13 protein-coding genes are annotated in these 14652 nt (G+C 40.8%); 2 read left to right on the top strand and 11 right to left on the bottom strand.

Annotation, left to right across the window (positions count from 1 at the left end; genetic code table 11):
- Positions 1-84: 84 nt before the first annotated feature.
- The 8 genes from ACGTNH_RS01625 to pgsB form a co-directional block, all read right to left on the bottom strand.
- The gene (locus ACGTNH_RS01625; RefSeq protein WP_394584570.1) at positions 85-933 is read right to left on the bottom strand and encodes a carbohydrate ABC transporter permease; all 849 of its coding nucleotides are present in this window, start codon (positions 931-933) and stop codon (positions 85-87) included.
- 27 nt (positions 934-960) lie between these two features.
- Positions 961-1854, bottom strand: a complete 894-nt coding sequence (locus ACGTNH_RS01620) for a carbohydrate ABC transporter permease (protein ID WP_394584569.1) — start codon at positions 1852-1854, stop codon at positions 961-963.
- Positions 1855-1935: 81 nt separating this feature from the next.
- Entirely contained in the window at positions 1936-3279 is a 1344-nt protein-coding gene (locus tag ACGTNH_RS01615; RefSeq protein ID WP_394584567.1) for an ABC transporter substrate-binding protein, read from the bottom strand.
- 76 nt (positions 3280-3355) lie between these two features.
- Positions 3356-4267 carry an N-acetylmuramic acid 6-phosphate etherase gene (murQ, locus tag ACGTNH_RS01610; RefSeq protein WP_394584565.1) on the bottom strand — a complete coding sequence of 304 codons (912 nt, stop codon included), beginning with the start codon at positions 4265-4267 and terminating at the stop codon, positions 3356-3358.
- A gap of 590 nt (positions 4268-4857) precedes the next feature.
- Positions 4858-6690 (bottom strand): gamma-glutamyltransferase family protein, encoded by a 1833-nt coding sequence (locus ACGTNH_RS01605; RefSeq protein ID WP_394584563.1) that lies wholly within the window; start codon positions 6688-6690, stop codon positions 4858-4860.
- Positions 6687-7943: a CapA family protein gene (locus ACGTNH_RS01600; protein ID WP_394584561.1), complete on the bottom strand. Its 1257-nt coding sequence runs from the start codon at positions 7941-7943 to the stop codon at positions 6687-6689. Before ACGTNH_RS01600 ends, ACGTNH_RS01605 begins: the two co-directional genes overlap by 4 nt.
- Before the next feature lie 13 nt (positions 7944-7956).
- Positions 7957-8406 (bottom strand): poly-gamma-glutamate biosynthesis protein PgsC, encoded by a 450-nt coding sequence (pgsC, locus tag ACGTNH_RS01595; protein WP_101842105.1) that lies wholly within the window; start codon positions 8404-8406, stop codon positions 7957-7959.
- A gap of 38 nt (positions 8407-8444) precedes the next feature.
- Complete coding sequence (gene pgsB / locus ACGTNH_RS01590) at positions 8445-9704, bottom strand: poly-gamma-glutamate synthase PgsB (RefSeq protein WP_394584558.1); 1260 nt, start codon at positions 9702-9704, stop codon at positions 8445-8447.
- Between the two features lie 193 nt (positions 9705-9897).
- On the opposite strand from pgsB, the gene ACGTNH_RS01585 reads away from it, so the two are divergent.
- Entirely contained in the window at positions 9898-10257 is a 360-nt protein-coding gene (locus ACGTNH_RS01585) for a DUF488 domain-containing protein (RefSeq protein ID WP_394584555.1), read from the top strand.
- Between the two features lie 30 nt (positions 10258-10287).
- Here the strand turns inward: ACGTNH_RS01585 and ACGTNH_RS01580 are convergent, their stop codons facing one another.
- The 3 genes from ACGTNH_RS01580 to ACGTNH_RS01570 form a co-directional block, all read right to left on the bottom strand.
- Complete coding sequence (locus ACGTNH_RS01580; protein WP_394584552.1) at positions 10288-11700, bottom strand: hypothetical protein; 1413 nt, start codon at positions 11698-11700, stop codon at positions 10288-10290.
- Positions 11697-12398, bottom strand: coding sequence for an ABC transporter ATP-binding protein (locus ACGTNH_RS01575; RefSeq protein ID WP_394584550.1), 702 nt, complete (start codon positions 12396-12398; stop codon positions 11697-11699). Before ACGTNH_RS01575 ends, ACGTNH_RS01580 begins: the two co-directional genes overlap by 4 nt.
- A 120-nt stretch (positions 12399-12518) precedes the next feature.
- Positions 12519-13820, bottom strand: coding sequence for a globin-coupled sensor protein (locus tag ACGTNH_RS01570; RefSeq protein WP_394584548.1), 1302 nt, complete (start codon positions 13818-13820; stop codon positions 12519-12521).
- 143 nt (positions 13821-13963) lie between these two features.
- Between ACGTNH_RS01570 and ACGTNH_RS01565 the strand changes: the two genes are divergently transcribed.
- Positions 13964-14506 (top strand): flavodoxin family protein, encoded by a 543-nt coding sequence (locus ACGTNH_RS01565; protein ID WP_394584546.1) that lies wholly within the window; start codon positions 13964-13966, stop codon positions 14504-14506.
- Positions 14507-14652 lie beyond the last annotated feature (146 nt).

The following is a 14652-nucleotide window of genomic DNA, read 5'->3' as shown; positions in this document are numbered from 1 at the left end:
CTTTCTAAATCGTAATCAGACAAATTATGACAAAAAAAGAAAGCGCGTGTTTCGCGCTTTTTGTTAAAGGTGGTATTTAACTGCTTATCCTTTTATGGCACCTTCTGTCATTCCTTTAGCTATTCGCTGCTGGAAGATCGCGTAGAGAATTATGACCGGAACAATCGCGATCGCAAGGCTGGCAAAAAGCGTCCCCCACGCATTGGTATACTGAGCTTCATTACTAATATAATCTATGGCAAGTGCGAGAGTATAATTTCCTTCGGATTGGAGGAAAATCAAAGCCATAAAATATTCATTCCAAAATTGGATGGCATTCATAATGGTGACCGTAATAATTCCCGACATGGATAAAGGAGTAATGATTTTCCAAAGTACTCCATAAGGCGATAAACCATCCATAGAAGCAGATTCTTCGAGAGATTTAGGAATAGTACTCATAAAGCTCGTTAAAACAAATATGGTGAAAGGAAGCTGACTAACGGCGTATACAATAGCCAGTCCATAAATATTATCAAGCAAATTGAAGCGCTGCAGGAGGAAAAACAAAGGGATCCATCCCAGCACCATCGGGATCATCATAGCTGAAATGTATACCGTAAATAGGATATGACTCCCTCTGAACCGTAACCGTTCAATAGCATAAGCCGTCGGTATAGCCATTACTAACGTAAGAACAGCTCCCAACACTGTTACAATTAAACTGTTGAAAACACTCGTATCAATATTAAAATCTCTCCAAGCACTTACAAAGTTATCCATATTAAATTGATCAGGCATTCCCCACGGGTTTGCATAAATTTCGCCATTCGATTTAAATGCCCCGATAAACATCCATAGGATAGGGTACAGAACAGCAATAGACCATAAAATGAGAGGAATTCTTATACCTGCTCTTCCTAATAACTGACCAACACTCTTTTTCTGTCGCACATTTCTTCCCCCCTGACTGAGTCCAGTTTAATATTCCACTCTCTCTCGACGCATAAGAAATTGTAAAATCAAAACGGTAATTAAAGAAATGACCAAAATCATAACACCAATGGTCGCGCCATAACCAAAATTAAATTGTTTGAACGCTTGCTGATACAAATAAGAGCCCATGACATGCGTCGAGTTGTTTGGTCCCCCTCCTGTCATTACTTGAACGATGATAAAAGAACCATTTAACGTTGTGATTACAATGTACAGGATTGAAATCTTGATTTGCGGCCAAACGAGAGGCAATGTTACTTTCCAAAATTGCTGCCATTCATTAGCCCCATCAATTTCAGCTGCTTCATAATAACTTTTAGAAACATTAGCAATCCCCCCCATAAGCATGAGCATAAACAATCCAATTCCAGCCCATACAGAAGGTAAAACAAGACTCGCTAATGCCCAGTCTTCATTCCCCAGCCACGCTCTCGTCCAGCTTTCCAGACCAATCGCTTCTAAACCTGAGTTGACCAAACCCATACTCGGGTTGTAAATAAACGCCCATAGTATCCCAATTACAACGACAGACATAATATTAGGAAAGAAAAATACGATGCGATAGAAAGGGGCTTCCTTAATTTTTAACTGAGTAAGAGCAACAGCAAAGAATAAGGCAAGCACCATTATTCCTACTATTTTTGTTCCTACCAGAAAATAGTCATGGTAAATCGTACGAGGAATAATAGAGTCGTTAAAAAGTTTTATGTAGTTTTCAAAGCCAATAAATGTTTTATCCTGAGAAGATCCTGACCACTCAAAAAAAGAATAATATAAGCCGCTGAAAAGCGGATAAAGGGTAAATATAGAAAACATAATAAAAGTTGGAACAAGACAAAACGCTAAAAACATATACTTTTGTTTTTTAGACTGTACCACCCAATCACTCTTTCTATAAGAAAATAAGGGTATGGGATATAAGGAATCACAGCCTCATACCCCATACCGCCATCATGTTATCTATTCATTGCTCTCACGATATTCGGCCGCAGCTTCCTCTGCTTCCTCCGTGAACTCTTCTGCTGTAATATTGCCAAGCATCAGCGAAACAAGTGAGTTACCAATAGGCTCTTCTAATTCAGAACTCATTGGGTGTGGTTTGTTGTTAATTTGTACTTGCTCTTCGTCATTAATCATTTCATTCGCTTCAATTAAATAATCTGGTACATCTTCGCTCTCAGAAAGGTCTACTCCGTTTAGGTTCATAATTGCCCCTGTATGCTCAGAGAAAGAACGAGCATATTCTTTCTTGAATACAAACTCCACAAAGGCTTGTGCAGCTTCAGGGTTTTCCGCTTCTTCAGCAATAGCCAGCGGACGCAGATCAGGAACAATAGAGTATGGCTCGCCGGAATTCTGCATTGGAGATGGAACAAACCCAAAGTCAAAATCATCTGGAACATCGTTAGCCATTTCATTAGGCAGCCAGAACCCTACAGGAATAAAGGCATTATCACCTAATAAAAAGTCCATTTGAGACTGGGTGTGGTTTAAAGCGCCAAAACCATCGTCAATATAGCCGGCTTCCTGCATTTCCTGAACTTTTTCCATAACTTCTACTACAGGTTCGCTCGTCCAGGCCCCTTCAGCACCAGTGATGACATCATTTAGCAGCTCATCCCCACCTGCGGCACCAAACGCTGGATAAAGCATTCCACGCAAGAAGTAGTATGGATGCTGTCCTGTTGTCACAAACGGAGAAATATCTTCACCTTCTTGAATTTCACCCATCGTATCCATGAAGCCGTCAAAGTCAGCTGGTACTTCATAACCTTTATCTTCAAACATAGCTTCGTTATACCACGTGCCCCACGTGTCAAAAACAAGAGGCAGGGAATAAATATCACCATCATAAGTAGCCGGCTCTACAATGAAGCTGTCCATAAGCGGCTCGCCATCCACTTCAACGTCCTCCACCCAATCGGATAAATCCATTAGCTGCCCGTCTTCTACCATTTGGGTTTCACTTGAACCCGCACCATCAATGTAAACAACATCAGGTGGATCACCAGACACCCAACGGGATCTCATTTCATCGTTTATATTTGGTCCCGCATGTTCAACAACTGAGACATCAGGATACTCTTCCTGAAAATCAGCAATTACTTCTTTCCACCAAGAATCCCCGTATCCGCCAACAAAGTATTGAAGTTCTAGCTCTCCTGAAACTTCTCCATCACCGGAGCTTTCCCCGCCAGCCTCATCTGTCGCAGAATCGTCGTCAGATGAACACCCTGCAGCTAAAGCGAGTGTAAGCAGACCCACTGAAAGTAATGAACCAGGACCTTTTAATAGCTTCTTCAAATTACTTCCCCCTTTGAATTTGTTAAGTATATGAAACGCATTAATAGTTTAAAAACTATTAATGTTGTTTCCAAACTTACGTCTTTTGCTTCAAAATATAAGATATGGCTTTCCTTACATACCCTTTATTTCTATGAATCGCTTCTATTGATTGCTGGTAATCAGCACCTGTTTCTATCATGACTACTGCAGGCTTAACTTCGTGGTTTGTCTTCTTTAGGACACTTTCCGCTTCTTCATAGGAGACTTTTGTAATCTCCATAATGGTCTTTTTAGCTCGTTCCATTAGTTTGTAATTGCTGGCATGTACGTCCACCATTAAGTTTTCGTGTACTTTCCCCAGCTGAATCATGGTAGTGGTACTAATCATATTAAGTATCATTTTGTGAGCTGTAGCTGCCTTCATTCTTGTTGAACCTGTCAAAACTTCCGGGCCTACAACAACCTCAATGGCGCAGTCCGCATGTTGACTGATTTCTGATTGCTCATTGCATGAAAGCGAGACCGTATAAGCCCCAATCCTTCGCGCATATTTTAGTGCTCCAATCGGGTAAGGAGTACGGCCGCTGGCTGTAATTCCTACTACTACGTCATGTTCTGTTAACTTCTTAGCTTCAATGTCTTCAGCGCCTTGATTTTCGTCGTCTTCGCAACCCTCGGCTGCGTTAAAGAACGCTCCATTACCGCCCGCCATAACGGCTTGCACCTTTTCTGATGAAGTCATGAAGGTTGGCGGACATTCAGAAGCATCCAGGACACCCAATCGACCGCTCGTGCCGGCACCAACGTAAAAAATTCTGCCGCCCTTAACCATTGAATCGTAAATTTTTTCTATCGAAGTTTTCACTTTAGGAAGAACAGCTGCTACGGCTTCTGCTACTTTTTTGTCTTCGTTGTTAATCGTATGTAATGCTTCCATGATTGACATTTGATCCAAGGTCATGCTGTTTTCATTTCTCTTTTCAGTAGTTAAACTTGAGAGCTCCATGAATGTGATCGTCTCCTTACCTATATGATCTTGTATCCCTGGAAAAGGGAGAAAAAAATACTTCTTGGATGGTTTCTAGTTGAAGAAGGGCAGGATGAAAGAAGAGTATGTAAAATCGGTTATGTAAGCGCTGTATTTTTTGTTTTTTTAAAATTGTGACAAATTAATGATTGACTTCATCATATTCTTTTTGAATTATTTTGTCAATGTTATGTTTTAAATATAGAAATTTTATTTCACTTAACTTAAAAAAAACCTGCTGAAGCAGCAGGACTCAACTGTTTTTCCGCAAGCTTTTTTCTTGCCTCCAGTTGTTCGTACCCCATTATGCCTCTGTCTAGCTTTGTCAACAGCTTGAAGGAGGCAGGGGCATTAGTCAAAAAACAAACATGTGTATAAACGCAGATGGTTAGCGTAGTCAAAATGCGAAGCCTCCTGCGGGAAGAGCACGAGCCGAAGAACCCGCCGGAAAGCGCAGTATTATGTCGGAGTGACTGTGCATTCTCATTACCATAAATAATCCGAACTGGTTCCTATACAACCAGTTCGGATTATTTTGTGCTTTATTCAGTTTTGACCCGTCCTAGTTATTAATCATCTGTTTGGTCTTCTACGAGACCTTCTTGGTCAGCAATTTGCCACGTGCCGAGACGACGCGAATCACCACCACCGAACATTTCTAATACTTCTTCATCTTTACGAATACCTAACCCTTGAATGCCCCCGTAATACAACGGCGAATCATGGGTAATGACGGAGTAATTCATGTCGCTGCGTAAGGCATCTAATGCCGTGTCTTCTACCATTCTTTCTAAATGAACAACATTATCCTCTGTATAGAATCGAGGCCTCATGATTGCTTCTTGCAGGTTTAAAGACTCACCGCTGTCTTTCCTTCCATATTCATATTGCAGGAACGTTTGAATCAGCATCGCTGGAATCCTTGAACCACCGGGAGATCCTAAGCCTAAGACAGGCTCTCCGTCTTCCGCAAAGATCATTGGAGAAACGAATGAACGAGGTCGTTTACCTGGTTCATACTCGTTGATAGCACCTTCAACCGTACTGAAGTTATTAAGCTGATTATTTAAGAAGAATCCATTCGTATAACGGCCCGACCCAAAGAATTCACCGAGGGAATTTGTAGTCGACACCATCATTCCATCTTTATCTCTTACTACAAAATGAGTGGTATTTCTTGAATCATTCAGCTCTCCAGGACTGTTAAAAAGTTCGGCTGAACTAGTAAGCCCGCTTCCCTCTTCGGAGAATTCCTGGTCAAATAAATCGTCCGTGTACTCTTTTGAGGTCAGCTCGTCTTGATCAATATTATCAAATTGAGGGTCTCCTAATGTGCTCACTCTCTCACTATACACTCGATCAGTTATTTTATTTACAAGATGTATATATACAGCTTGCCACTCTTCATCATTAATGACCGCTTCCATGTCCTCCGGGAGACCATCGGCTAAGAATGCTGGCAGTTCCCCGTTTTCATTTTCAAATTCTTCGCGAATCACTTCGTCAAAGTTTTCCTCTAATCTCTCCATCATTTGTAAAGCTTGAATCACAATAACGCCTGAGGTCGGAGATGATCCTGCATAGACGGTTTGATCTTTAAAGGTGCCTGCCGCTGCTTCTCTCCTTGCCACTTCATAGGCAGCCAAGTCTTCTTGTGGAAGTTCGAGTTCTGCTGATAACTGTTGACCTAACTCACCTTCATAAAAACCATCAGCACCATGATCTCGAATAACTTTTAACGTTTCGGCTAATTCTGTTTGAACAAGGTTTTCATTCATTGCGACCGGCTGGCCTTCAGGGTAGTAATTATTCCTCACATCGTCAGGGAGCATCAGATAGCGGTTTGAACTTTGAATTTGTTCATTAAATATTCGGCCGACTTCAAAACCTTCCTCCCCATATTCAATTGATCGAGCTAGTAAATCTGCCCATTCTTTATTTTCTCCGTAATCTTCATACAAGGCTTCCATTCCTTTTACAAACCCAGGGATGGCTACTCCTCTTTCCGGCCATCCTCCGCTCTCAGGGGCCGCTTCTCTATAATCATAGGTCATTGCTTCCTGATCAGGTTCTTGAACGACCATTTGACCGCCTCCGCCTATTCCAGACCCATAAGGTTCCACTACCCCTAATGTGAAGGATACTGCTATGGCGGCTTCAACAGCATTACCACCTTCATTGAGAACTTCCATACCTGCTTCTACAGCTAAAGGGTGAAGGGCACTGACGCCATAAACAAATGACTCTTCATCATCCGCACTAATCTCAACTGTTTCAGAAGGTTCTTCTTCTCGATAAGGCTCTCGAAAAGCATCAAACTCATCTTCGAAGTAGTAATTCCACCCGACTAAACCTATAAATACGATTACAGCGAGGATATTGGTGATCCTTAAATAATTCATGATTCAGACCCTCCGTAATCCAGCACGCCTGCTTTTTCCATATCAATGATAAGACGACTATCTTCAACTCTCCATAAATCTTTATCTAATTCCTTTCTTAGTGTGCGGAAAATTCGATAATCCCGATACGGCTTCAGGATCCCCTTTGTTTCTCGAGGCTTTGTATCTGTGATCTGCATAGGGATGAACGATAAATCAGCAGAACCGTCTTCTAAAAAGTCCAGCTGAGCCAGCGTGGATTCTTTCGTGCGAGACCATCCTTGATCAAATACAAAATTCCCTAAACTGTTCATCACTAAGGAAGTATTTTTGTTCGTTTCTACCACTGTGACAGGCTCTAATACGTGAGAATGGTGACCAATAATAATATCTGCCCCAATATCTGTAAGCAGCCACGCGAGATTCTCCTGCTCCTGGTTTGACCCTACCTGATACTCGTCTCCCCAGTGAGCATGAACAATAACCACATCTGCCTGTTCCTTCGCTTCTTTGATACGCCGTTGAAGTACGTCTAGTCCATCATTCGTTAAAACTCCTCCAACGTAGTCTCCTGCACTATAACCTTGAACAAATACATCGGTGAAGCCTAAAACGGCTGCCGAGTAGTTTTCGTTAATATCGAAATAAGAGATGGAACCTGCGTCCAGGACCTCTTCCTCTTCATCGCCCGTGTCAATCTGAGCTTCTCCTGAGTCAAGAATATCCCCTATACCAATTAAATCAATATCTGCGTCCCTCATATGATTCAAGGTTTCCGTTAATGACAAGTCCCCATAATCCATTGTATGATTATTGGCTAAGTTTACAGAGTCGAATCCGGCATTAATAAGCGCATCTTCTGCTCCTGCTTCCGCATAAAGGTGGATATCCTTATTATGTAATTCATAATCCTCCATTTGACTTTCAACTTCTGGATTGTTCGAATCAATGACTGGATTCTCAAAATTGCCCGTCGAATAATCAGATTGCTCAAAATAAGGAGTTACATAGGAAAATACGCGATCAATGGGTTCCCCTTCTCTTTGGGCTGCTTCCTGTACATGCCGCCCCAGCATCATATCCCCTACCATAGAAACCCGGTAGTCTACGTTATCCGGCCTCGTATTTTCAGGTATGGGCACCTCGTCAATTTTTTTATGAGCAAAAAAAGGAATAGATAAAAGTAAAGCCAGGATAATAGAGTGAGGAACAGCTTTCTCCCGGTGCTTTTTAACCCAAACCTGCATAAATGATTTAAGCTTTGTTTCTTTCATAAAAATAACTCCCCTACAGCAAATGATAAACAGTAATAAAAACAAATGTGAAAAACGCAATAACAAAGGTGGAGCTGAATGTAGGAATAACTCCTTGCTTTTGAATCGAGTTAGCAATTAAACCAGGCACAATAACTCCAATACCTCTAAGCTCCATCACTGGAAAGGGAGTGAGCGGATACAAGTAATCCATCGACATTTTCATTAAAACGCCAACCGTTAACATTGCAGCAAATTTTCTGCGTCCGTACAACACCGTAAACCTGGATAGCACTTGAGTCACCAGCAGATAAGTAAGTAAGCTGATTAATCCAACGACGAGCACATACATGACTTGATCAAAAATTAAAGCAAGGTAGCCGGGGACCACAAGACCCGCCGGCATAATGCCTGTTTTTTCTGCATAAAGCAAACTTAATAAAACGCCTATAACTATAGCTATATATAAATCCGTACCAAACACTAATTCTCCAACCCCTTTTTAAGCTCAACACTAATCTATTATTTATTCGTCTGATACTTTCTCTCTAGTAAATCAACTGAAAAGGATGACTCTTTTTTACTCTCCTCGTGTAATCGTGCTGGAGAATGTTCTTTCTTTTCAATGGCTTCTGCAAATTCCTCGCCGCCGCCATGGATATTCCCAACTCCATAAATGAGCGCATTCTTAGGCAGTCCGGCAACATAATCGACCGCTTTATCGATCGGCTGCTTTTCCAAATTGACAATATGTTTTGTTCTAATGTTACCTTCATCATAAGCAGTTAAAATAGGATGAGCTTCTTTCCCGATAACGACAAGACGGTCGATATCCATATGAGGCAGTACTTTTTCTGCAAATTCGATAGTTCGTTCTACACGATCATGTCTGCAATTCATCACAACCGTAACGTCTTCTGTCGGATAGCCTTGTTCTTTTATACGCTCCCAAATATTTAAAGTGGAAGTTACATCATTTGCTGCAAATCCATTAAAGAAGTATTTCGGACTTTTCGCATCTCCAAATGTATGCACACGCATAGCTCCAGGATCGACTGGAGCTGTGAGCATCCCTTTGAGAGCTACTTCTCGATCAATTTGCAGAATATCTGCCACAGCTAAGGCCAATGCGGCGTTTTGTGGAAAAATCATAAACGGGAATTTCTTTAAATAATTCTCATCAATTTCACTTTCATCCGCAACGATCACTTTCGTATTTTTCTTACGCGCAGCTTTTTCAAAAAAACGTTGATACGGTGTTTCTGGAATAATTAAATATCCATTGCGAGGAATAGTTGAGCTAAAAGCCTGAGCAATGTCATCAAGTGTAGGTCCCATAACGTCAAGGTGATCTTCCATTACATTTGTAATAATTGTAATGTTGGATTTCACAAGTCTCTCTTGAAAGATCTTTTGATATACCGGGTGTACAGCCATACATTCACTAACGAATGCCTCAGCTTTACGATCCGTCACTTTATGTACCATTTTTCTCTGCTCACTAATATTAGGACCCTGTAGACCACGAATGATCGGCTCCTCTTCTTCTGAATCCCAATAAAACATTCTGGCTGAAGTCCCTGTGGTTTTCCCGATTACTTTATCGCCATTTTCCTTTAAAATACCCATCACTAGTCGTGTAACGGTAGATTTACCACGTATCCCATTTATAAGTACCCTAGTAGGAATTTGTTTTAATTTACGATCCAGCGTAATTCTTTCCCGAAGTCCAAGAACAACAACAATCACTGCAAATATAAGCAAGTAAGTAAGTTCGTTCACAAATTCACCCCTTTATACCATCGAATAGTAATTTTTTTCCTTATTGACCTACAAATAAACCAAATTTCACCACTTTTTCGCTATTTTTATCGTAACATAATTTTATTACCCAGTTTAAACAAAATAGAATCCGGAAAATAAAACCATAAACAGAAAACTCTCACTCAAACTATAAGGAAAGGAAGAGGAAATTGTGTCGGTCATTTTAAAAAGAATTTATGATGAAGAAAAAAAACCAGGCGGCCACCGCATCTTAGTAGACGGAATTTGGCCAAGAGGAATATCGAAAGAACAAGCTGAAATTGATGAATGGATGAAGGAAATTTCTCCAAGCGCAGAGCTGCGGAAATGGTTTAACCATGACCCTGAAAAGTTCTCGGAATTTAAAAAACGTTATAAAAAAGAGTTGAACGGTCATTCTGATAAGAAATCATCTTTGGACAAATTGAGAAATATGGCGGATGGAAAACGTGTCATATTACTCTATGGAGCAAAGGATGAAACGCATAACCATGCTGTTGTGATAAAGGAACTCCTTGAACAAGATGATTAGAAGCGCAGAAGAAAACTCCCTTCCCGCGCTTTATAGCATCGAGCGAAGAAAAGGGAGTTTTTCTATGTGCTTTGTTAAGAGAAAAGGAATCAGCACCCCTAAAACTGCCGGAGGAAAATAAATTCCTATCCCTAAAAATAAATAACCGATCAACCGAAAGTATTCTGAAGCTTTTACGCCTTTCCGCTGGAATACGTGCATTTGTTCGATGAGACGGCGGTTCAAATCAAGCAAAACCCAGCCTACAAGCCCCGCCAATTGAAGTAATAAACCAGTATATAGTCCATTTAAAGCCACCATCGTAACAATAAAGAGAAGAATAAGAACACTGGATCCGAAGGCAGCCCACCTATAATAAGTCTGTCTCCAGCCCTTTTCCTCAACTGGAAGAATACTCAAAATCGGGTGTTCGCGAAACTGATCGATAAACAAGCTTGCAGCCACTTCGATATACACAAACATGGCAATAGGCAGCGTGACATACATCACCCATTCCGCCTGAATTGGCAGTATCACAATAATAGCAGCGCAGATGATTATTGTCTTCCACACATAACCAAATTGATGGTGAAAGTAATAACGCCAAAGACGATGATAAAGTTGGTGAATACTTGTAAAGCGCTGCTTTGCACGTCGAGTTCTCAGATAGGTTTGTAAAATCCCGTAGCGTTTAGGAGGTTTAATATGCACTTGTGTCATTTGACTGATTAATTGCACATTCCATACTCGTGCGTCGTTAACGTCCATGACACGTCCCCAATCAACACCTTTCAAACAACGAGGCACTAGATAAATATTTATGATGAGCAATGACAGGCCGAGAACCAAACCTATGAATCCTTCCTCTATACCTGAATGGATGATTAAAAAACGTAAGATTGCTATTAACAAAAAAATGGTTCCAATTGTGACGAGTTTTTTCCAGCGGGAGAGGGAAAAAAGCTTCCATTGAACTAACATGGTTAAACTAAAAAATAAAGAATACATGGCAGCTATATAAAATGCAAATGAAAACGTAAAAGGTGTCAGCCAGCTAATGACAAAAGCAAAAAGAAAAGCACCTAGCGTATGAAAAAAACCTCTTACAATGGCGATATGCCATATTAGATGACTTCTCGAGTGAGGCAGCATACTTACGTTCATCTCACTTGTAGTAAATGCAAGTCCAGGGTGGAAAAAAGCCTGAAAGCAAGCTCGAAGGACCAAGGCAAGGGGCAGCACCCATACCCATTCTTCCACACTTAACTGCCAGGACTCAATAATTGGAATAAAACGGTTAAGCCAGTCAGCCAGCATAACCAAAAACACAGATACGAGCACTACGACGTAGATAGCCAGTGTAAAATCAAACGTGAGCTGGAATGCTTGCTGATAAAGCTTTCGCTTCTTCTTAAAGCGCTGGCTTCGTACCCATCTATATACCTCCCATGTCGAGAAATTCATAATGAACCTCTCCGTTCCAGCTGTTCAAACTGTTCAATCGTCCCTGCAGAAGAAATCCGCCCCTCTTTTAACATTACAAAATCATTGGCAAGGTCGTGTACTTTATCCAATTGATGGGTGGTGAGCAATATACTTGTTCCTTCATCTCTTCGTTGCTTTAAGAGCTGTTGTAAATAAATACCCGCATATACATCAAGCCCCATAAACGGTTCATCAATAAGTAATAAGGGAACATCAGGTAACAGAGCACAAATGGTTTGTGCCTTTTGTCTCATTCCTTTGGATAACTCTTCCGGATAGTTATCAAGCTTATCCATGAGCTCGAAAGCCTCAGCATATGTTTGAATACGCTCAATAAATAAAGAATCAGGAATATCATAACTTTTTTGATACAGTTGGAAATGCTGAAAAACGGTTAGCTCATTAAGAAGAAGCGGCTCTTCTGGAATATAGCTGAACTGGTATTTATATTCGGTTAAATGTTCATCTTGATCAACTCCGCCAATTATGATCGTTCCTTCTCTTTTCTCTAATGACCCGATGATCGCCTTCATTAAAGTAGACTTGCCGGCACCATTGTGTCCTACTAATGCGGTAATCCGTCCTTGTTTAACCTCAAACGTCACTTCACTTAAAATGGCAGCGTCTCTAATCGTAATGTGGCAATTACTTACTTTTAAAACTGATTGAATGTCCATTTTAACTCCTCCGCCTATCCATTTTCTTTTAATACGTATATGTCAGGGGAATGGTTTCAATCATTAAGCCTAAAGAAAAGAGCGGAAGGTAAAAGGTCCTTCCACTCTCTTAATTCCCGCTTATGCCTGCTCTGTAACCTCGGTCAGCTGCTGAGAAGACGAAGCCACTTGGGTCACGGCATCATTAATTTCTTGGATAACTTGAGTAAACCTTTCCATCTCCTGTTCAATACCAGAATTGTATGCTTTGTTTTGGCCCATTGCCTCAACAATTTCTGTAAAGAAGCTATTTATTTGATCCATATTTTCAGTGCCCTTTACGATGAGCTGATCGATATCGCCGACGTTATTAGAAACCTTATGAATCTGTCCATTCGTTGACTGAATCAATTCAGATACCTCAGACACTGAACTCTTTGTTTGTTCAGAAAGCTTTCGCACTTCATTTGCTACGACTGTAAACCCCGCCCCATGCTCCCCGGCTCTTGCTGCTTCAATAGATGCATTTAGTGAAAGTAAATTGGTCTGTTCTGCAATGGAAGAAACGATTGTAACGATCTGACTTATCTCTTCAGCCGTTCCTTTTAACTTTTCCATTTCTTCTGTGATTTGTTTAATACTCTCTTGAATACGGTTCATTTGTTCTTGTTGTACCTCAAGCTGCTCTTTGCCTTCAGTAGATTGACCCTCTACATGTTGAGCAATCTCCGTCCCTTTTTTTGAATCCCCGAGGATTTTATCGCTCTGCTGGGTGAGGTGTTCCGTTGATGCACTTGCTTGCTGAGAAATAGCCGCTAATTCTTCTGACATTTCATCGATTCGACGATAAGCATCTGCTTTTTTTACTGCTTCTTCTTCACGGATCCGTTGATTTTCTTGTTCAAAAAGCTCCAGGACGATTTGCTGCTCAAAGTTTAATATTTTCGTTGTCGCTTGTATCGCTTTTCGATACTCACTAGTTTCTATAATTTCCTGGTCATAAATCGCAAGGATCGAGTTCAGCAGATCTTGAAAAGAACACATATACCACTTAGGCTCCAGTCCGATTCTTACGTGCACTTCAGCAATGATTTTTCTTTTATGAATAAACGCTTTATCAATGACCCCGTTAAACATTTCTTGAATGTGTGTTGTGAGTGTTTTTTTCAACCGGTCAACTGAGCTGGTATTCGAAATAATTCTCATCAATGTTCCTTCATGCTCTAAGTTCTTGTAGAACTGGGTAACAATCGTAGTAATATGTTTTTTTATGATCGGCTGCAATGATTTTAACACGAACAAGTCAGCCTCAGTCAGCTCAATCATTTGAAGCTGTTTATGAAAATCAGACCCTCGATCCATTTGAATTCTGCCTCGTGATGCAGGATTTAGTACATGAGCCGCTGCTTTTGGTTTCGTTTTAATTGCGAATAACGGGAACATTTTCTACCTCCATTACCTCATCTCATTTCTTTATATATCGGTAATATAACTTAAATCTTTAGGAGGCCTCCTAAATCTAAAAAGTGTAAAAAATGGATGAGTTCGTGTATGCTGAACGTGAAAAAGTTTAAGGGGGAATGAATGTGAGTACCATCGTTATTCATGGCTCTACGAGAGAAAATGGAAACACTGAATACTTAGCTAAACAAGCGGTTCATGAGGATGCTGTTCATATTTACTTAAGAAACCATCAAATTGACGGAATCATAGATGAACGTCATTCTAAAGAGGGGTTCAAGCCGGTCGCTGATGATCATCATTTCATTATTGATCAGATGCTGGCTCACGACGTCATCATTTTTGCCACTCCAATCTACTGGTACAGTATGTCCAGCCTCATGAAAACCTTTGTGGACCGCATCTCCCAATTAGTAAGAGAACCGGGTTATGAATCTTTTAAAGAGGATCTGAAGCAAAAAGAAGTGTACGTCATCGCAGTGGGCGGCGATAACCCCAAAATGAAGGGGCTTCCTCTTATCCAGCAATTTGAATACATTCTTCAATTTTTCGGCAGCTCACTCGCTGGCTATTTACTAGGGGAAGCGCGTAAACCCGGGGAAATTAAAAACAATTCGCTCGCTTTATCTGAAGCTCATTTACTAAAGAAAAAACTAAACCGTTCTTAGGAAGCATAATATAATCCGAACGATTTTATTGAAATCAGTTCGGATTATTTTTGTGCCAAGGAAGGACATCGCTCCGTCAAAATACTTCGCTTTCCTTGGGCACGGTCCCAGCTTCCTCGAAAGGCAAAGAGCGCTTTCCTGGGGGA

Source organism: Halobacillus sp. B23F22_1 (genome assembly GCF_043497005.1).
In the GTDB taxonomy this organism is placed as follows: domain Bacteria; phylum Bacillota; class Bacilli; order Bacillales; family Halobacillaceae; genus Halobacillus_A.
This window is presented reverse-complemented; position numbering and strand designations above follow the sequence as displayed.

Coding starts and splice junctions, on each gene's coding strand:
- murQ (WP_394584565.1), bottom strand. CDS start 4,267: ATGGAGCTCTCAAGTTTAACTACTGAAAAGAGAAATGAAAACAGCATG.
- ACGTNH_RS01605 (WP_394584563.1), bottom strand. CDS start 6,690: ATGAATTATTTAAGGATCACCAATATCCTCGCTGTAATCGTATTTATA.
- ACGTNH_RS01600 (WP_394584561.1), bottom strand. CDS start 7,943: ATGAAAGAAACAAAGCTTAAATCATTTATGCAGGTTTGGGTTAAAAAG.
- ACGTNH_RS01580 (WP_394584552.1), bottom strand. CDS start 11,700: ATGAATTTCTCGACATGGGAGGTATATAGATGGGTACGAAGCCAGCGC.
- ACGTNH_RS01575 (WP_394584550.1), bottom strand. CDS start 12,398: ATGGACATTCAATCAGTTTTAAAAGTAAGTAATTGCCACATTACGATT.
- ACGTNH_RS01570 (WP_394584548.1), bottom strand. CDS start 13,820: ATGTTCCCGTTATTCGCAATTAAAACGAAACCAAAAGCAGCGGCTCAT.